The sequence below is a fragment of the Pseudomonadales bacterium genome (genome assembly GCA_024234215.1).
Classification (GTDB): domain Bacteria; phylum Pseudomonadota; class Gammaproteobacteria; order Pseudomonadales; family UBA5862; genus JACKOQ01.
In genome coordinates this window covers 716516-733467 of the sequence record JACKOQ010000001.1, presented here as the reverse complement: position 1 = coordinate 733467, position 16952 = coordinate 716516, and the positions used below count along the sequence as shown (strand labels likewise).

22 protein-coding genes are annotated in these 16952 nt (G+C 65.5%); 14 read left to right on the top strand and 8 right to left on the bottom strand.

Going from position 1 to position 16952, the window contains the following annotated elements:
- Window positions 1–12: 12 nt before the first annotated feature.
- Window positions 13–792, bottom strand: a complete 780-nt coding sequence (gloB, locus tag H7A13_03610; GenBank protein ID MCP5332431.1) for a hydroxyacylglutathione hydrolase — start codon at window positions 790–792, stop codon at window positions 13–15.
- Window positions 793–928: 136 nt separating this feature from the next.
- Between gloB and H7A13_03605 the strand changes: the two genes are divergently transcribed.
- From H7A13_03605 to H7A13_03585, 5 genes are all read left to right on the top strand, one after another.
- Window positions 929–1705 (top strand): methyltransferase domain-containing protein, encoded by a 777-nt coding sequence (locus H7A13_03605; GenBank protein ID MCP5332430.1) that lies wholly within the window; start codon window positions 929–931, stop codon window positions 1703–1705.
- On the top strand, window positions 1698–2177 hold the full coding sequence (gene rnhA / locus H7A13_03600) for a ribonuclease HI (GenBank protein ID MCP5332429.1): 480 nt from the start codon (window positions 1698–1700) through the stop codon (window positions 2175–2177). Before H7A13_03605 ends, rnhA begins: the two co-directional genes overlap by 8 nt.
- Entirely contained in the window at window positions 2174–2902 is a 729-nt protein-coding gene (gene dnaQ, locus H7A13_03595; protein MCP5332428.1) for a DNA polymerase III subunit epsilon, read from the top strand. Before rnhA ends, dnaQ begins: the two co-directional genes overlap by 4 nt.
- A gap of 109 nt (window positions 2903–3011) precedes the next feature.
- Window positions 3012–3287, top strand: coding sequence for a type II toxin-antitoxin system RelE/ParE family toxin (locus H7A13_03590; GenBank protein MCP5332427.1), 276 nt, complete (start codon window positions 3012–3014; stop codon window positions 3285–3287).
- Window positions 3288–3296: 9 nt separating this feature from the next.
- Window positions 3297–3719 carry a HigA family addiction module antidote protein gene (locus H7A13_03585; GenBank protein MCP5332426.1) on the top strand — a complete coding sequence of 141 codons (423 nt, stop codon included), beginning with the start codon at window positions 3297–3299 and terminating at the stop codon, window positions 3717–3719.
- Window positions 3720–4010: 291 nt separating this feature from the next.
- Here the strand turns inward: H7A13_03585 and H7A13_03580 are convergent, their stop codons facing one another.
- Window positions 4011–4322: a hypothetical protein gene (locus H7A13_03580; protein MCP5332425.1), complete on the bottom strand. Its 312-nt coding sequence runs from the start codon at window positions 4320–4322 to the stop codon at window positions 4011–4013.
- On the opposite strand from H7A13_03580, the gene H7A13_03575 reads away from it, so the two are divergent.
- Window positions 4312–4557: a hypothetical protein gene (locus H7A13_03575; protein MCP5332424.1), complete on the top strand. Its 246-nt coding sequence runs from the start codon at window positions 4312–4314 to the stop codon at window positions 4555–4557. The genes H7A13_03580 and H7A13_03575 overlap by 11 nt on opposite strands.
- A 68-nt stretch (window positions 4558–4625) precedes the next feature.
- Here the strand turns inward: H7A13_03575 and H7A13_03570 are convergent, their stop codons facing one another.
- A complete protein-coding gene (locus tag H7A13_03570; GenBank protein MCP5332423.1) occupies window positions 4626–4790 on the bottom strand; it encodes a hypothetical protein in 165 nt (54 codons plus the stop codon).
- 77 nt (window positions 4791–4867) lie between these two features.
- Here H7A13_03570 and H7A13_03565 point away from each other — a divergent pair, with 77 nt between their 5' ends.
- Window positions 4868–4963, top strand: coding sequence for a DEAD/DEAH box helicase family protein (locus H7A13_03565; protein ID MCP5332422.1), 96 nt, complete (start codon window positions 4868–4870; stop codon window positions 4961–4963).
- A gap of 806 nt (window positions 4964–5769) precedes the next feature.
- Here H7A13_03565 and H7A13_03560 read toward each other — a convergent pair.
- Entirely contained in the window at window positions 5770–5985 is a 216-nt protein-coding gene (locus H7A13_03560; protein ID MCP5332421.1) for a hypothetical protein, read from the bottom strand.
- Between the two features lie 370 nt (window positions 5986–6355).
- Here H7A13_03560 and H7A13_03555 point away from each other — a divergent pair, with 370 nt between their 5' ends.
- Complete coding sequence (locus tag H7A13_03555; GenBank protein MCP5332420.1) at window positions 6356–6763, top strand: DUF3427 domain-containing protein; 408 nt, start codon at window positions 6356–6358, stop codon at window positions 6761–6763.
- 465 nt (window positions 6764–7228) lie between these two features.
- Here the strand turns inward: H7A13_03555 and H7A13_03550 are convergent, their stop codons facing one another.
- From H7A13_03550 to H7A13_03535, 4 genes are all read right to left on the bottom strand, one after another.
- Window positions 7229–7426, bottom strand: a complete 198-nt coding sequence (locus tag H7A13_03550; GenBank protein MCP5332419.1) for a hypothetical protein — start codon at window positions 7424–7426, stop codon at window positions 7229–7231.
- Between the two features lie 57 nt (window positions 7427–7483).
- Window positions 7484–9031: an acetolactate synthase large subunit gene (locus H7A13_03545; protein MCP5332418.1), complete on the bottom strand. Its 1548-nt coding sequence runs from the start codon at window positions 9029–9031 to the stop codon at window positions 7484–7486.
- 39 nt (window positions 9032–9070) lie between these two features.
- The gene (locus tag H7A13_03540; protein ID MCP5332417.1) at window positions 9071–10474 is read right to left on the bottom strand and encodes an FAD-binding oxidoreductase; all 1404 of its coding nucleotides are present in this window, start codon (window positions 10472–10474) and stop codon (window positions 9071–9073) included.
- 71 nt (window positions 10475–10545) lie between these two features.
- The gene (locus H7A13_03535) at window positions 10546–10740 is read right to left on the bottom strand and encodes a hypothetical protein (GenBank protein MCP5332416.1); all 195 of its coding nucleotides are present in this window, start codon (window positions 10738–10740) and stop codon (window positions 10546–10548) included.
- 133 nt (window positions 10741–10873) lie between these two features.
- Here H7A13_03535 and dsbD point away from each other — a divergent pair, with 133 nt between their 5' ends.
- From dsbD to H7A13_03505, 6 genes are all read left to right on the top strand, one after another.
- The gene (gene dsbD / locus H7A13_03530; GenBank protein MCP5332415.1) at window positions 10874–12703 is read left to right on the top strand and encodes a protein-disulfide reductase DsbD; all 1830 of its coding nucleotides are present in this window, start codon (window positions 10874–10876) and stop codon (window positions 12701–12703) included.
- Window positions 12704–12838: 135 nt separating this feature from the next.
- On the top strand, window positions 12839–13294 hold the full coding sequence (gene aroQ, locus H7A13_03525; protein ID MCP5332414.1) for a type II 3-dehydroquinate dehydratase: 456 nt from the start codon (window positions 12839–12841) through the stop codon (window positions 13292–13294).
- Window positions 13295–13322: 28 nt separating this feature from the next.
- Complete coding sequence (locus H7A13_03520) at window positions 13323–13790, top strand: acetyl-CoA carboxylase biotin carboxyl carrier protein (protein MCP5332413.1); 468 nt, start codon at window positions 13323–13325, stop codon at window positions 13788–13790.
- A gap of 33 nt (window positions 13791–13823) precedes the next feature.
- On the top strand, window positions 13824–15164 hold the full coding sequence (gene accC, locus H7A13_03515) for an acetyl-CoA carboxylase biotin carboxylase subunit (protein ID MCP5332412.1): 1341 nt from the start codon (window positions 13824–13826) through the stop codon (window positions 15162–15164).
- Between the two features lie 13 nt (window positions 15165–15177).
- Window positions 15178–16056 (top strand): 50S ribosomal protein L11 methyltransferase, encoded by an 879-nt coding sequence (gene prmA, locus H7A13_03510; GenBank protein ID MCP5332411.1) that lies wholly within the window; start codon window positions 15178–15180, stop codon window positions 16054–16056.
- A complete protein-coding gene (locus H7A13_03505; protein ID MCP5332410.1) occupies window positions 16053–16952 on the top strand; it encodes a zinc-ribbon domain-containing protein in 900 nt (299 codons plus the stop codon). The genes prmA and H7A13_03505 overlap by 4 nt, the downstream gene beginning before the upstream one ends.

Here is a 16952-nt window from a genome sequence, read left to right as displayed (position 1 = left end):
GTGGCCTTGTTTCTATCCCTTGAAACCATCCTTCCAGTGGCGGATGGCGCCAAAAATCTCTTCTTGCTGGGCAAGTGGACCCTGTTTCCAAGCCTCCGCCGCCCTTTTGACCTCGGCCACGTGGCCCCTCAGAAAAGGGTTCGTAGCAAGTTCGAGGCCGATTGTCGACGGAACCGTCGGTTCGCCGCAACCTCTTTTTTCATTTTCCGTGACGATCCGGCGCTGTAACTGTGCGTTGTCGGGCTCGACCACCGCCGCAAAACGCAGGTTGCTCAGCGTGTATTCATGCGCGCAATGGACCGCGGTTTGTGGTGGAAGTGCCGCCAGTTTCATCAGCGACTGGTACATCTGCGCCACAGTGCCTTCAAAAATGCGTCCGCAACCGCCGGCAAACAGCGTGTCTCCACAGAAGAGTAGCGCTGTTTCACCCTCGATCAAGTAGGCAATGTGCCCCAAGGTATGGCCCGGAATGTCCAGAATCCGCACTTCATGCCCCAGGATCTGGCAGACATCACCCTCGCCCAGCGGCTGGGTCAGATGGGGGATCTTTTCATGACGCGGCCCCAGTACCGGAATCGAACGCCCTGCCATCAGTCCGGCCACGCCACCGATGTGGTCGGGATGGTGGTGGGTGATGAAAATGCCCGAGAGCGTCAGCCCATGCGCCTCGAGGTAGCGCTCGACCACGGCCGCATCGCCCGGATCGCACACCCACGCATGGGCCCCGTCCACCTCGTGCAACAGCCAGATATAATTGTCGCTGAAGGCTGGAATTGGTATCGTTTTCAACATGATCATCTCCTGACTCCACTGGCCGGACGACACAGGAAACCATGGCCATCGACATCAGACAAGACCAGCACGGCGCCATGGATCCAAAACTTTCGCCTGACCTCACACCCGAGAACTGATCCAGATGGTCAAGACGATGCCCCAATCCACCCTCCACACCCGGGTCATGCTGGAGCAGGCACAGCGCTGGTTCACCAGCCCGCTGGGCCAGGAGCTGCTGGAGATCGAACAGCGTCTGCTCGATCAGATATTGCCAAGCTGCCATGGTGACCTGCTGGTCGAGATCAGTCCCTTTTCGACCCAGTTCGACTACGAACGCTGCCCGATCACCCAGCAGTGCCGACTGAGCCCGCTGCTGCATCCACACTGCCCGCCACCAGCACTGGTGGCGGAACCCACCGCCCTGCCGCTCTATCCGGAGAGCGCCAGCGTGGTGCTGCTCCACCACCTGCTGGAGTTCTGTGCCGACCCGCATCGAACCGTGCGCGAAGCGGTGCAGACCCTGGCCCCCGAAGGCCGCATCCTGATCATCGGCTTCAACCCGCGCTCATTGTGGGGCCTGTGGCAACGCATCGCCGCCCATCGGGGCAGCGGCCCCTGGTCCGGCCACTTTCTGACCGCCTCGCGCATGGAAGACTGGCTGTCGCTGCTGCGCTGCCAGCCCGAGGGGGCCCTCTACGATCGGTTCGGACTGCCGCTGCAACCACGCGCCTGGTCCCGTCACTGGCGCGGGATGAGCCAGATTGCGCGGCAACACCACTGGCCGATCGGCGCCATCTATCTGCTGGTGGCACGCAAAAAACGGGCGGCGCTGATCGCTCAACCCATCGCCCGCCGCCGGCTGCGACTGGCCGCCGTCGGCACCCCCAAACTGGTCATGGGCCAGGTGAGCAAGAGCGAATCGCATGAGTGAGAAGGTCGAAATCTATTGCGACGGCGCCTGCCGCGGCAATCCGGGTCCCGGCGGCTGGGGCGCGCTGTTGCGCTGCAACGGCCACGAAAAGCGGCTTTATGGCAGCGAGCCCCTGACCACCAACAACCGCATGGAGCTCCAGGCTGCGATTGCCGGGCTGGCCGCCCTCAAGCGGCCCTGCCACGTCTCGATCACCACCGACTCCAAATATGTCCAGCAGGGAATGACAGAATGGCTGGCCAACTGGAAAAAACGCGGCTGGAAGAGCGCCAGCCGCCAGCCGGTGAAGAATGTCGACCTGTGGATGGAGCTCGACCAGCAGAGCAGCCGCCACCTGCGGGTCGACTGGCACTGGATCAAGGGACACAGCGGCCACGCCGAAAATGAACTGGCTGATCAACTGGCCAACCAGGCGATCGATGAACTGCTCGGCGGCGGCGCCAACAAAAAGGTCCAGGGAGAGGCCCGATGAGCCGTCAGGTCGTGCTCGACACCGAAACCACCGGGCTCGAAGCCCGTCTTGGCCACCGCGTCATCGAAATCGGCGCCGTCGAGATCATCAATCGCCGCCCAACCGGACGCCACTATCACCAATACCTCAATCCCGAACGGGCGGTGGACGCCGGCGCACTGGCCGTTCATGGCCTCGGCGACGAATTTCTGGCCGACAAACCGCTGTTTGCCGAAATCGCCGCGGAGTTTCTGCAGTTCATCGATGGCGCGGAACTGATCATCCACAACGCCCCCTTCGATCTGGAGTTCCTCAACCGCGAACTGGAGCTGCTGAACCGTGAGCCCCGCCGCATCGAGCAGCTCTGCGCCATCACCGACACCCTGAAGCTGGCACGCAACCGCCATCCGGGGCAAAAGAACAGCCTCGATGCGCTCTGCACCCGCTATGGCGTCGACAACTCGGCCCGGCAACTCCACGGCGCCCTGCTCGACGCCGAGATACTGGCCGACCTCTACCTGCTGATGACCAGCGGTCAGGTCAGCCTCTCGCTCGATGAAGCACAGAGCGCTGCCATCCACCCAGGCAGCCAGACCATGGTCGAACAGCTGACGCAACTGGCAGCCGACCGACCACGCCTGCCGGTCATTGCCGCCTCCGCCGAAGAGCTGGCCCGCCACGAAGCCGCCCTCGATGCCATTGCCCGCGAATGCCGGGGCGAACCGCTGTGGCGAAGGCTGTTGTAGGGTCATCTTTTCTTGATCCGATGCACCCGATTGGCCTATCAGTGGCGGTGGGCGCGATGAAGGCACTCTTTCCGCTTGACATGTTCCGTATCACGGAACATGTTGATCCATGATCCACACGTTCGCCTGTCCCGACACTGAAACGCCTTTCCATAGCCAGTCGGTGCCGCGATTCAGGAACATCGAGCGCGTGGCGCGACGCAAGCTGCTGCAACTGCACGCCGCCACCGAGCTGGCCAGTCTGAAAGTTCCTCCTGGCAACCAGCTCGAAGCGCTGAAGGGCGACCGCACCGGGCAGCACAGCATCCGGATCAACGACCAGTGGCGCCTGCTTCTCTGGCAACAGGACGGCGCGCACCGGGTCGAGATCGTGGACTACCACTAGGAGCGGGACATGGCGGAATTGCTCGACGAAATCCACCCCGGCGAAATCCTGCTGGAAGAGTTCATGAAACCGATGGGCATCACCGCGCGCCAGCTCGCGGCCGACATGGACGTCTCCCCCAGCCGCATCAGCGAACTGGTCAACGGTCGCCGCCCCATCACCGCCGACACCGCGCTGCGCCTGGGCCTCTATTTCGGCATGGACGCGCGGTTCTGGATGAACCTGCAAACGGAATACGACATGCGCGTCGCCACGCGCGAATTAAAGGACAAGATCGCGCCGCGGATTCGGGTGCATGAGCATATCGCTGCGCCGGGCGCTTTTCCGCGCGACGGACGAGCAGAGCCGCACACTCGCTTCCCTGTCGGCCGAAGACGCGCCGGAGCGGCTGGCCGAGGCGATCGCCGCGCAGATCGCCCAGATACTCGATGAACTTCAGGGCGACGGCGCCGACAAGCTGCAACGCCAACTGGAGCTGGCCAACGCGCTGCTGGTGAACGCGCGTCAGCGCCTTTGCACCACCGGCGGCAGAAATCGATCCGCTCGCCGCACCGTTGCAACTGCTGCAGGCTGTGCACCGCCACACGCCAGCACCCACCTTTCCTGATACCGGCCTGGCGCTGCCCTGGCTGTTCACTGCCGGCAAGGGCTCGCCATCGCTGCTGTCCGAGCTGCGCCGCGAGCTGGCGGCCTGTGATCAGGTGGACATTCTGGTCAGCTTCATCACCCACCGGCGTGCGCAAGCTGCTCGACATCCTGCAATCCGCGACTGCAGTCGGCGCCGACGGCCAGCCGCGCACGCGACTGCGCATCCTGACCACCACCTACACCGGCGCCACGGAAATCCGGGCGCTCGACGAGTTGGCCGGCCTGCCCGGCTGCGAAATCCGGGTGTCGCTGGACGGCCGCCGCACCCGCCTGCACGCCAAGGCCTGGCTGTTCCAGCGCCGCAGCGGCTTCGGCTCGGCCTATGTGGGCAGCGCCAATCTGTCGGGCGCCGCGCTGATGGGTGGCCTGGAGGACCGTGAAGTTCACCGAGCGCGGCCAGTCGGACCTGTTCAGGCGCGCCCAGGCGCACTTCGAGACCCTGTGGGAAGACAGCGAATTTCAGCCCTACGATCCGGCCAATCCACAGCACCGGGCAGCGCTCGGGGTAGCGCTCCAGCGCGAAGCCGGCGACGACGTCATCGCCCGTCCGACCTATTTCGACCTGCAACCCAAGGCCTACCAGCAGCAGATGCTCGATCAGCTGCACAACGAGCGTGAATAACATGGGCGCTGGCGCAATCTGGTCGTCGCGGCCACCGGCACCGGCAAGACCGTGGTCGCCGCCTTCGATTACCGGCGCAGTTGCGCCCTGGGGCGGGTCGTCCGCGGCTGCTTTTCGTCGCCCATCGGGAGGAAATCCTCAAACAGGCGCTGCGCACCTACCGGGAGGTGCTGCGCGACCATGCCTTTCGGTGAGCTGCTGGTCGGCGGCAGCGCGCCGCGCAGTTCGATCATGTATTCGCCACCATCGACAGCCTGACGGCGCGCGGTCTCGTGGGCCGCTGGGGGAGAGAGTACTGGCACCCGTGGTGGTGGATGAGTGCCACCGGCTGACGGCCGATCGCTTCGACGCCTTCGTCACCACCGTTCGCCCGCGCGTGCTGCTCGGCCTCACGGCCACCCCCTGAGCGCAGCGACGGCAAGCCCATCCTCGGTTACTTCGACAATCGCCCGGATGGTTCGCCGGCGGTCGAATTGCGGCTGTGGCACGCGCTCGACCTGCAACTGCTCTGCCTGTTCGAGTACTACGCCTGCGACGACGACACGGATTTTTCCGACGCCCCTGGCAGCAGCCGGGTGAAGTTTCCGCCATCGACAAGCTGGTGACCGGCAACGACGTCCGTGCGCGGCTGGTGCTCAACGAATGGCGCCGCCTGGCGGGCGACCCGGCGCGTGGCCGGGCGCTGGTGTTTTGCGTCTCGGTCGCCCATGCGCAGTACATGACTGCCAAGCTCAACGCGGCCGGCATCCGGCGGTCTGCGTCGTCGGCGATATACCGCGACCGAGGAACGACGCCGGGCGCCGCAGCGGCTCGCCCGCGGCGAGATCGCCGCCATCGTCACCTGCGACCTGTACAACGAAGGCGTCGATCTGCCGCTGGTCGACACCCTGTTGCTGCTGCGTCCCACGCAGAGCCCGGTGCTGTTTCAGCAGCAGATCGGCCCGCGGCCTGCGCCTGGCTGCCGGCAAGGAAAGCTGCCTGATTCTCGACTTCGTCGGCCGGCACCGGCAGGAATTCCGCTTCGACCGCCTGCTGTCCACCCTCACCGGATTGCCGCGCGGCCGATTGATCGAAGCCGTCGACAAGGGTTTCCAACGCCCTGCCACCCGGCTGCCACATCCACCTGCAGCGCCAGGCGCGGGAGCAGGTGCTGGGCAGCCTGCGCCGGCTGGTGCAGCAGAACTGGCGCCGCCTGCGCACGGAGCTGCAGGCCTACGCGCGTTGCGCGGCCGGAACCATGTGCGCCTGGTCGATTTCCTGCGCGAACAGGCCATCGAGCTCGAAGACCTCTACCGCGACAGCGGCCGTTCCGGCTGGACCAACCTCAAGCGCGACGCCGGGCTGCTGACCACGCCCCCAGGCAGCGAGGACGATTATTTCGGGCGCCGCTTCGGCGATCTGCTGCACCTGGATGACCCCGGAGCGCATCGACCTGCTGCTGAAGGTTGCCGAACCGGCGCCCGAGTACCGACCGCAAAGGCGAACACGAGCGCCGACTGCTGCAGATGCTGGCCTATCAGGTGGATGCACAGCACCGGCAAACCGGCAGCGGCGAGCAGTTCGTCAAGCGCCTGTCATCGGAGCACCGCGCGGAAGTTGGTGAAATCGCCGAGGCGCTGCAGGCGAGCAGCGTCCTGCTGCACAAACCCGTGCCGGGGCTCGAAGACCTGCCGCTGTGCCTGCATCGCCGGCTACGGCATCCGCGAGATCCTGACCGCGGTCGGCTGGCTGTCCGCCGAGCGCCGGCAGCCCTTCCAGGCCGGCACCCTGGCCCCTGCCGGAGCGCAAGGTCCAACTGTTGTTCGTCACCCTCGACAAACGCGAGGGTTACCACGAGCGCATCGCCTATCACGACTACGCCATCAGCCCGAGCGCTTTCACTGGCAGTCGCAGAATTCCGGCCGGCCCTGAAACCGCGGCCGGACGCCGTTACCTGGAGAGTCTGGGCAACGGCTGGACCTTTCAGCTCTTCGTGCGCAAGGCCAAGGGCGATCCCTACCGCGCCTGCGGCCCGGTGCTGCTGGAACGGGCCGAGGGCGCCAAGCCCATGACCATCTACTGGAAGCTCGCGGTTCCGCTGCCGGTTGCGCTGTTCCAGGAGTTCAGTGTGCTGCGGGAGCGTGACTCTTGCCTGCACCGAGCAACGCAATACTGCGGGAATGAGGCAGCCAAGTGCTATACGGCAGAGCCCCGGCACCTCTCATAAAATGAAACGGAATCACACGAAAATGGAGATCGCTCAGCAACTTCGACGCCCAGCTTTGAGCTGATCGATCACTCCTGCCTCACTGGCGCCTCTTCATGGGTGTGGCGACACCTGTGAGGCTCTGCATGATGACCCGGGATACACACTCATGCAGCCCATGGCTTGCCCGTTTCACTAACCGGCGCCACCTGACCAAGAGGACTACCAATGGAACTGCAAGCACTGTCATGGCACCTGCACCCTCGCCCTGGAGTTCATTCATCAGGTGAGACAGTGACACGTTGTTGTCATCATCTATCGATGCACCGAAGATCATGAAGCAGTAGAAGCGATAAATCAAAAAGCAGTCCTGCCGTTACCTTTCGCGCTTCTGATCGGACCACCGCTGGATCGCATTTCAGTGGGCGCTTCGTCGGCGAGAAGACGACATAATCGTGCTCTTGCCATGGCCTTTGCGTTTCCACTTCATCTCCAAAATTTTGCCGCCGTGTCTATCCAAGCCGACACGAATTCGACCTCAAGCTTGGCGAGTTCCAGGGTGCGTTTCTCTGTGGCAATGCGATCACGATCTTTGAACCACGCACCGACCACCCCGACCAAAACGGGAACCGCACCCACAACGGCACCCAGAAGACCCAACAGTGCAATGTTGAACTCGGACACTTTCAGAGCCCCAAGAATCCGAAGAGAGAACGCAGAGACGCTTGCTGCTCACTCCCCCTACAACATCACCTCGATCAGCCGCGGGCCGCGCTGGGCCATGGCTTCGGCAAACTTGTCGTTGAATTCGGCGGCCGAGGTGACCCGTGCGGCCGGCACGCCCATGGCGCGGGCCATTTCGGCAAAGTTGAGCCGGGGGTTGCCGAGGTTGAGCACCTTGTTGGCGTTGGGGCCGGCCTGCATCACGCCGACCCGCATCAGTTCGAACTGCAGGATGGCGTAGGAGGCGTTGTTGAAGATCACGGTGGTGATGTCGAGGTTCTCGCGCGCCTGGGTCCAGAGCGCCTGGATGGTGTACATGGCGCTGCCGTCGCCTTCGAGCGAGACCACCTTGCGGTCGGGACAGGCGATGGCGGCGCCGATCGCCAGCGGCAGGCCCTGACCGATGGCGCCACCGGTCAGCGACAGCCAGTCGTGCAGCGGTGCGCCCTGGGTCGCCGCCGGAATGGCGAAGCCGGCGGTGACGGCCTCATCGCAGACGATGGCCCGTTCGGGCAGCAGCGCACCGAGTGTGGCGGCGACGCTGGCGCTGTCGAGCGCGCCAGTTGGCAGCGGCGGACGGAACGGTTCGGCCGGCCGACCATGCTCGGCGCCGGCGCCGAGTGCGTCGGCCAGCATCCGCAGTGCACCGGTGCCATCTTCATCGAGACGGGCCAGCGTGTGGATCTGGCAGCCATCGGGGGTGAAGTTGCTGGGCTGACCGGGATAGGCGAAGAAGGCGACCGGCGCCTTGGCGCCGACCAGAATCAGGTGCCGCACGCTGGCCATCACTTCGCGTGCCTGGTCGCCGAAGTAGGGAAAACGCTCGATCGGGATGGCGCCAGCACCACGCTGGACGCGGGCGGCAAAGGTCTCGCTGTAGAGTTTTGCGCCGCTTTTGCCGGCGATGCGTCCGGCCAGTTCCAGGCCCGGCGCCAGCAATACGGTGCCATTGAGCAGAAAGAGCGCGGGCTCCTTTTTTTGCAGGATGGCGGCGATGCGCCCGATGCGTTCGGCAGGCACCGTGCGCGCCGTGACCGGCGGGTTGGCCGGCCAGGCCTCTTCGGCGGCTTCGCTCCAGGAGTTGTCGGCCGGCAGGATCAGCGTGGCCACCTGCCCGGGCGGCCCCATCGCCGCCGCCACCGCCTCGGCTGCATCGGCGGCCACCGAGCGCGGATCGGCGGTGGTGCGCACCCAGCCCGACACGCCACGGGCAATGCTCTCGATGTCGGACTGCAAGGGTGCATCGTACTGCTTGTGGTAGGTGGCGTGGTCACCGACGATGTTGACCACCGGCGTGTAGGCGCGCCGGGCGTTGTGCAGGTTGGCGATGCCGTTGCCGAGCCCCGCTCCCAGGTGGAGCAGGGTGCAGGCCGGTTTGCCGGCCATGCGCGCATAGCCATCGGCGGCGCCGGTGGCGACCCCTTCGAACAGTCCGAGCACGGCACGCATGCCGGGCATGCTGTCGAGCGCGGCGACGAAGTGCATCTCTGAGGTACCGGGGTTGGTGAAACAGACCTCCACGCCATTGTTGAGCAGGGTCTTGATCAGGCTCTCTGCGCCGTTCATCGTGCGGTGCTCCTTGTCGCGCTGCGCGACTTCTTGTTTTCAGTCAAAAATCTTGCCGGGGTTGAGGGTGCCCCTGGGGTCGAGCGCCTGCTTGATGCGTCGCATCAGCGCCACTTCATCGGCGCTGCGGCAGTGGTGCAGGTAGGCTTTCTTTTGCAGGCCAATGCCATGTTCGGCCGAGATGGAGCCATTGCGGCTCGCCAGTTCGCTGTAGACGATCTCTTCGACCCGCTGCCGCTCTTCGCTGCTGTCGGCGCGCAGGCTGACGGCCAGATGCAGATTGCCATCGCCGAGGTGGCCAAAGATGATCAGCCGCGTCTGTTCCCAGTCGGCCTTCAGCCGCTGTTCGACTGCGCTCAGGTAGGCCTCCATCGCCTCCAGCGGCAGGCTGATGTCAAAGCCGGTGAGCGGGTAGTAGCGGCCAAGCTGGGCGACGTCGTCACGCAGCGCCCAGAGTCGGTGCCGTTCGGCCTCCGACTTTGCCACCACCGCATCGCTGATCAGCCCCGACTCCAGTGCCGCGCTCATCGCCCGCTCGAAGCGCGGATGGTCCTGCTGCGGATCGCTGCCGAGCGCCTCGATCAGCACATAGAACGGAAAATGGCCCGGCAGCGGCGGCTGGTGCGGTGCCGGCGGCGTGGTGACGGCGCTGTAGAAGCCGTTCCACATCACCTCGAAGGCGCTCAGCGTGCCATCGAGCTGCCGTTTGGCATGGTTCAGCAGCGCGGTGACCGAGGCGAAGTCGTTCAGTGCGACCAGGGCGGTCTCCTGGCTGGCCGGCTTCGGGGTGAGTCGCAACAGGATGCGGGTCACCACGCCCAGCGTGCCTTCGGCGCCGATGAAGAGCTGCTTGAGGTCGTAGCCGCTGTTGTCCTTGAGGATTTTCTTCAGCGAAGTGAGGATGGTGCCATCGGCCAGCACCACTTCGAGCCCCATCACCATCGCCCGGGTCATGCCGTAGCGGATCACCCGGTTGCCGCCAGCGTTGGTGCCGACATTGCCGCCGAGAGTGGCGCTGCCGCGCCCGCCGAGGTCGAGCGGCAACATCCAGCCAGCCGCTTCGGCCGCCTCCTGCGCCGCCTGCAGCGGCACGCCGGCCTGCGCCAGCAGCGTGCCACTCAGGGTGTCGATCTCCTCGATCGCGCTCATGCGCTCCAGCGACAGCGCCACCTGCCCGGCGGCGATCTCCGCCCCCTCCACCAGGCCGGTCATGCCGCCCTGTGGCACCACCTGATAGCCGGCGTCATTGCACAGTCGCAGCACAGCCGAGACCTCCTCCGTGCTGGCCGGGCGCAGCAGAATGTGTGGCGGCGGCGCCTTGCCCGGCCGCACCAGCCCACCCTTGATGCGCACCGAATCCTCGCCGGTGAGCAGGCCGGATGGCCCGACGATGTCGCGCAATGCCTGAATGAAGGGGGTGGAGTCCCGAGGCTCTGAACTCATGCGCTGCTCCATGCGGCCACGGCCGGGTCGTTGTGATGGTTGCACTGCACCGGAGCGGTCGGCGCGGCGGGTCACAGGGCGCTGTTTTTCACCGCGTCGCAGCGTTCACAGTGCCACACCGTGATCAGCTTGCCGGCGGTGACGTCGAACTGCTGATCCTTGCTGATCTTCCAGCGATGAAAGCCGTTCGCGCAGAGCGTTCTGCCCTTGGCCAGCGCGGCACGCCGTGCTTTTTTCTGTTTGCTGAAGGAGATGATCTCTGCCATCGCTGCCACCGCTGATCGACCCCGATTGAATCACCCACCCAAAGTGCAGTCAAGGCGCGCTCTTTTGCTACAATCGCCGGCGTCAGCCGAACCCGGCCTGTCTTCGCCTCACGGAAAAAATCCCTTGCCATTCATGCGCCTGCTCACCCTGCTGCTGTTCACACTCGGCATTGTGCTGGGTGCGGTGCGCGGCATTCAGGCCGAGCCGACACCGCCGCTGACCTCGCCCTCGGCGACGAAACTGCAATCGCTGCTGCAAAGTGACAGCGGCACGCCACACTTCCTGCCGGTCAACGAGGCCTTTCGGCCCCGGTTGCGGCAGAGCGCAGGCGAATTGCAGATCGATTGGCAGGTGGCCGCTGGCTACTACCTCTACCGCGACCGCTTCAAGTTCCGGCTGATCGCCCCGGCGGGCGTCACCCTCGGCACGCCGCGCTTTCCGGACGCTGTAGAGAAAGAGGATGAGCTGTTCGGCAAGGTGGCGGTGTTCGACCACGACTTCACTCTGACGCTGCCCACCTCTGTGACCAGCGACGCCGAGGTGCTGCTCGAAGTGGAGTTCCAGGGCTGCGCCGAAGCCGGGCTCTGTTATCCCCCGGAGCGGCTGCAACTCGGTTCGGCCACGCCCCCCGCTGCTGCCGGCAGCGCCACCACCGAAGCGGCCAATTCGAGCGCGCTGCTGGCCCAGAAGCTGGCCAGTGCCCGCTTCAGTGTGGTGCTGGGGCTGTTCTTTCTGGCCGGCATCGGGCTCAGCTTCACCCCCTGCGTGCTGCCGATGATTCCGATTCTGTCATCGATCGTCGTCGGCCGGGAGCAACACCCCACCCGGATGCAGGCGCTGCTGCTGACGCTGCTCTATGTGGTCAGCATGGCGCTGACGCTGGCAGTGGCCGGCGCCCTCACCGGGCTCTTTGGCGCCAGGCTCAATCTGCAGGCCTATTTGCAGTGGCCACCGCTGCTGGTCGGCTTTGCGCTGCTGTTCGTGCTGCTGTCGCTGTCGATGTTCGGCCTCTATGAACTGCAACTGCCGGCAGCGCTGCGCAACCGGTTCGACCAGCTCAACCGGCAGATGAGCCATGGCCATCTGCTGGGCGCGATGGCGATGGGCGCCCTCTCGACCCTGGTGATTTCGCCCTGCGTCTCGGCGCCGCTGGCCGGTGCGCTGGTCTACATCAGCACCACCCAGGATGCCTGGCTGGGTGGTGCGGCGCTCTTCGCGCTCGGGCTGGGGATGGGCGTTCCGCTGCTGCTGCTCGCCACGCTGGGGAACCATCTGCTGCCCAAGGCCGGCGCGTGGATGGAGCGGGTCAAGTCGTTCTTTGGCCTGCTGCTGCTCGGGGTGGCGGTCTGGCTGCTGGAGCGGCTGCTGCCCGGCCCGGTCACCCTGCTGCTGTGGGCCGCGCTGCTGCTGGGTGGCGCACTGCTGCTCGGCGCGCTGGAGTTCACCGCCCACGGCTCGGGCTGGCACAAACTGGGCCAGACCCTCGGGCTGCTGCTGCTGGCCTGGGCCGTGGCGCTGGTGCTCGGCGCCGCCGCCGGCGGTTCCGACCCATTGCGGCCGCTGCATGGCCTGGGCATCCGTCAGGGGCAGGCGGCCGCCGTGGAGCATCCCAGCTTCACCGACATCACCGATCTGCCGGGGCTCGACCGGCAACTGACGCTGGCGGCCGGACGCATCACGCTGGTCGATGTCTATGCCGACTGGTGCATCGCCTGCAAGGTGCTGGAGCGCGAGGTCTTTCCGACAGTCACCACGCAGTTGGCACCGCTGCATCGACTGCGCGCCGACATCACCGACTATCAGGCCCCGCAACGCGCCCTGCTCGACCGCTACCGCATCGTTGGTCCGCCGACCCTGCTGTTCCTCGATGCAAAGGGGCAGGAGCTGCCCGATTCACGCATCGTCGGCGAGATCGATGCCACACAACTGGCCAGCCACCTCGCCCGGCTGCTGTCGCGCTGAGTGCGATCCTGCCTTGCCTTTCGGGCGGATCGGCCCTAGAGTGCAGCGGCCCGGAATTGGAAATTTGCTGTCAATTGACGGCAAACTTCGGCAAAATAACAGTGACTTGACCCCAGAATTCCAAAACCGATCCGCATGGCGAAACTGCTGCTGCTCAATGGCCCCAACCTCAACATGCTGGGCCGCCGCGAACCCGGCCACTATGGCCGCCAGTCACTCGACGCGATCACCGATGCACTGGTGCGCGAGGCCGAAGCCCGCGGCCACACGCTCTGCTGCTTTCAATCCAATGCCGAGCACGCGCTGATCGACCGCATCCACGGCGCGCTCGAGGATGGCACCGACTTCATCCTGTTCAATCCGGCGGCCTTCACCCACAGCAGCGTGGCGCTGCGCGATGCGCTGCTGGCGGTCGCCATTCCGTTCATCGAGCTGCACCTGTCGAATGTCCATGCACGCGAGCCATTTCGTCATCACTCCTACTTCTCTGACATCGCCGTCGGCGTGATCAGCGGCTTCGGCGCCGACAGCTACCGTCTGGCACTGCTGGCCGCGATCGAGCGGCTGGCCACGCCAAAACCATCACCCTGACCCATCCCGGGAGTACACAACCATCACCATGGACATCCGCAAAGTCAAAAAACTGATCGAACTGGTCGAAGAGTCCGGCATCGAAGAGCTCGAGATCAAGGAGGGCGAGGAGTCGGTGCGCATCAGCCGCCGCCTGCCACAACAGGCTTTCGCCCAGCAGCCGCCGATCTGGCAGGCCGCCGCGCCGCTGGCCCCGCCCGCAGCGGTGCCGGCAGCCGCGCCCGCCCCGGCGGCAATCACGCCGCCGCCAGCCAGCAGTGTGCAGCAGGCCATCACCTCGCCGATGGTGGGCACCTTCTATCGCTCACCGGCACCGGGCAGCAAGGCGTTCGTCGAGGTGGGTCAGCGGATCAATGTCGGCGATGTGGTCTGCATCGTCGAGGCGATGAAGATGATGAACCAGATCGAAGCCGACAAGGCCGGCATCGTCGAGGCCATCTTGGTCGAAGATGGCGCCCCGGTCGAATTCGACCAGCCACTGATCACAGTCGTCTAGGCCGATCTCTCAGACTCCGGAACCGCTCCATCCATGTTCAACAAAATTGCCATCGCCAACCGCGGCGAGATCGCCCTGCGCATCCTGCGTGCCTGCAAGGAGCTTGGCATCAAGACCGTGGCGCTGCACTCCAAGGCCGACCGCGATCTGATGCATGTGCGTCTGGCCGACGAGACCGTCTGCATCGGCCCCAGCCGGCCGCGCGAGAGCTACCTCCACGCGCCGGCCATCCTCAGCGCCATGGAGGTGACCGACGCCGAGGCGGTGCATCCCGGTTACGGTTTTCTCTCTGAAAACGCCGACTTCGCCGAACAGGTCGAGCAGTGCGGCTTCGTCTTCATCGGCCCAACCGCCAGCGTGATCCGCACCATGGGCGACAAGGTCTCGGCCATCCGCACCATGAAAGCAGCCGGCATTCCCACGGTCCCCGGCTCCGACGGCACCCTCGATGACGACAGCGACCGCACCCTGGCGCTGGCGCATCAGATCGGCTATCCGGTCATCATCAAGGCCGCCGCCGGTGGCGGTGGCCGCGGCATGCGGGTGGTCAGAAGCGAGGCCGCGCTGCTCAATGCCGTTCAACTGACCCGCAGCGAGGCCGGTGCCGCGTTCGGCGACGACCGGGTCTATCTCGAGAAATTCCTCGAACGGCCGCGCCATGTCGAGATTCAGGTGCTGGCCGACACCCACGGCAATGTGATCCACCTGGGCGACCGCGACTGCTCGTTGCAGCGACGTCATCAGAAGGTGCTCGAAGAGGCCCCCGCGCCCGGCATCGATCCCGCTCTGCGCGACCGCATCGCCGAGCGCTGCGTGCAGGCCTGCCGTGAGATCGGCTACCGCGGTGCCGGCACCTTCGAGTTTCTCTATCAGGACGATGAGTTCTACTTCATCGAGATGAACACCCGCGTGCAGGTCGAACATCCGGTCACCGAGATGGTCACCGGCGTCGACATCGTCAAGGAGCAGATCAAGATCGCCGCCGGTCAGCCGCTGACGCTGACCCAGCGCGACATCGTGCTGCGCGGCCACGCCATCGAGTGCCGGGTCAATGCCGAGGATCCCAGAACCTTCATCCCCTGCCCCGGCGAGGTCAAGCTGTTTCATGCGCCGGGCGGCAATGGCATCCGTGTCGACTCCCACCTCTACACCGGCTACCGCGTCCCCGCCGACTATGACTCGCTGATCGGCAAACTGATCTGCCTGGGCGAGAACCGCGACAGCGCCATCGCCCGCATGCGCAATGCCCTCGACGAGACCGTGATCAACGGCATCCGCACCAACCTGCCGCTGCACCAGCAGATTCTCGGCAATGGCAACTTCCAGCGTGGCGAGTTGAGCATCCACTTTCTCGAACGGCTGATCGAATCCTGACACGGAGCACGCCATGCCCTGGTGGCAGTTGACACTGGAGGCCGACTCACCGCAGTGCGAGGCGCTCGAAGCGCTGCTGCTCGAACTGGGCGCCTCGGCGGTGACGCTGGATGATGCCGGTGACGAGCCGCTGTTCGAGCTGGCACCCGGCAACATGCCGCGCTGGAGCCAGATTCGGCTGACCGGTCTGTTTGCCGATGAGATCGCGCTGCTGGCCGCGCTGGCGCAACTGCCCGAACCACTGCCCGCCTACCAGATCAGTACGCTGGCCGATGAACCCTGGGAGCGCAGCTGGATGGCGCGCTTTCAGCCGATTCGCTGCGGTGAGCGGCTCTGGATCTGCCCAAGCTGGCATCAGGTGGACGAACCCGGCGCGGTGGTGCTGCAGCTCGATCCTGGCCTGGCCTTTGGCACCGGCAACCATCCAACCACCCAGCTCTGTCTCGGCTGGCTCGACAGCCACCCGCTCGCCGGCCTGCGGGTCATCGACTACGGCTGCGGCTCCGGCATCCTCGCCATCGCCGCGCTGCTGCTGGGCGCCGAGCAGGCAGTGGCCATCGACATCGATCCGCAGGCGCTGCTGGCCACCCGCGAGAATGCCGAACGCAACCAGATCTCCACTGAACGGCTCACCACCTTCACCACCGAAGACGAACCTGCCGTGGTGGCCGATCTGCTGCTGGCCAACATCCTGGCTGGACCGCTGATCACCCTGGCCCCGCACCTGAGCCAGCGGCTGGCACCGGGTGGCACACTGGTACTCAGTGGTCTGCTGGCCGAACAGGTCGAGGCCGTGGCTGCGGCCTATCGACCCTGGTTCGATCTCGCTGCGCCGACCTTCGCGCAGGAGTGGGTCCTGCTGAGCGGCATCAAAAAGGCTGATCCGACATGAGTCCGGACAGTGACAGCGTCACCCTGACGCCGGCAGAGCCGATCCTCAGCCGCTGCCCCAACTGCGCGACACTGTTTCGCGTCAGCCCGGAGCAGTTGCACTCGGCCCAGGGCAAGGTGCGTTGCGGGCTGTGCATGGCTGTCTTCGACGCGCATGGCCAGCAGGAGCTGGCCAGCGCGGTGCCGCCAGCGGTCACGCTCGTCGAACCTCAGCCGACCACAACCGCCACGACACTGCCCCAGAGCGAGCAGCGCACGCCCGCCCGCGAACGGCGCACCAGCATGCCGGCAGCACCCACCACTGACATCCCGGTTCCGCTCATCACCGCGCAGACCGAGCGGCCGCTGCTCGATCGGCGCCTTGCCCGGCAGTTGCAGCAGCTTCGACTCGATGAACCGCTGCCGACGCCCACATCGCGCTCCAGGCGGCCACTGATCTATGGCCTCCTGTCGCTGCTGGCGCTGCTGCTGCTCGCCGCGCAGTTGGCCTGGTACCGCTTCGACCAACTGGCGGTCGATCCGCTGCTGCGTCCGCTGTTCGACCGCTTCTGCACACTCAGCGGATGCAGCCTGCCGCCGCAGCGCGACCTGCAGGCCATGGTCGTGCAGCAGGTCGCCATCACCCCCGATCCACGCCGGCCCGAAGTGGTGACCGTGGAGATCATCCTCACCAATCAGGCGCCCTTCGCACAGCCGTTTCCGGCCATCGAACTCACCTTCGTCGATGCGGCCGACCAGCCGATCGCCCAGCGCCGACTGCAGCCGCGAGAGTATCTGAGTGGTGAATTGCAAGACCGCACGGAAATGCCGAGCGCCACACCGATCCATCTCGCGCTGCCGCTGATCCGTCCGGCACAGCCCGCGCAGCAGATCAAATTGCGCCTCGTCTCGCCCTGA

What these genes read in the sequence shown, in the direction of transcription:
- H7A13_03590 (MCP5332427.1), top strand. Translation starts at nt 3,012, where the DNA reads ATGATCCACACGTTCGCCTGTCCCGACACTGAAACGCCTTTCCATAGC.
- H7A13_03605 (MCP5332430.1), top strand. Translation starts at nt 929, where the DNA reads ATGCCCCAATCCACCCTCCACACCCGGGTCATGCTGGAGCAGGCACAG.
- H7A13_03535 (MCP5332416.1), bottom strand. Translation starts at nt 10,740, where the DNA reads ATGGCAGAGATCATCTCCTTCAGCAAACAGAAAAAAGCACGGCGTGCC.
- dnaQ (MCP5332428.1), top strand. Translation starts at nt 2,174, where the DNA reads ATGAGCCGTCAGGTCGTGCTCGACACCGAAACCACCGGGCTCGAAGCC.
- rnhA (MCP5332429.1), top strand. Translation starts at nt 1,698, where the DNA reads ATGAGTGAGAAGGTCGAAATCTATTGCGACGGCGCCTGCCGCGGCAAT.
- aroQ (MCP5332414.1), top strand. Translation starts at nt 12,839, where the DNA reads ATGGCGAAACTGCTGCTGCTCAATGGCCCCAACCTCAACATGCTGGGC.
- dsbD (MCP5332415.1), top strand. Translation starts at nt 10,874, where the DNA reads ATGCGCCTGCTCACCCTGCTGCTGTTCACACTCGGCATTGTGCTGGGT.
- H7A13_03540 (MCP5332417.1), bottom strand. Translation starts at nt 10,474, where the DNA reads ATGAGTTCAGAGCCTCGGGACTCCACCCCCTTCATTCAGGCATTGCGC.
- H7A13_03520 (MCP5332413.1), top strand. Translation starts at nt 13,323, where the DNA reads ATGGACATCCGCAAAGTCAAAAAACTGATCGAACTGGTCGAAGAGTCC.
- gloB (MCP5332431.1), bottom strand. Translation starts at nt 792, where the DNA reads ATGTTGAAAACGATACCAATTCCAGCCTTCAGCGACAATTATATCTGG.
- H7A13_03585 (MCP5332426.1), top strand. Translation starts at nt 3,297, where the DNA reads ATGGCGGAATTGCTCGACGAAATCCACCCCGGCGAAATCCTGCTGGAA.
- accC (MCP5332412.1), top strand. Translation starts at nt 13,824, where the DNA reads ATGTTCAACAAAATTGCCATCGCCAACCGCGGCGAGATCGCCCTGCGC.
- H7A13_03570 (MCP5332423.1), bottom strand. Translation starts at nt 4,790, where the DNA reads ATGATCGAACTGCGCGGCGCGCTGCCGCCGACCAGCAGCTCACCGAAA.
- H7A13_03560 (MCP5332421.1), bottom strand. Translation starts at nt 5,985, where the DNA reads ATGCGCTCCGGGGTCATCCAGGTGCAGCAGATCGCCGAAGCGGCGCCC.
- prmA (MCP5332411.1), top strand. Translation starts at nt 15,178, where the DNA reads ATGCCCTGGTGGCAGTTGACACTGGAGGCCGACTCACCGCAGTGCGAG.
- H7A13_03545 (MCP5332418.1), bottom strand. Translation starts at nt 9,031, where the DNA reads ATGAACGGCGCAGAGAGCCTGATCAAGACCCTGCTCAACAATGGCGTG.
- H7A13_03505 (MCP5332410.1), top strand. Translation starts at nt 16,053, where the DNA reads ATGAGTCCGGACAGTGACAGCGTCACCCTGACGCCGGCAGAGCCGATC.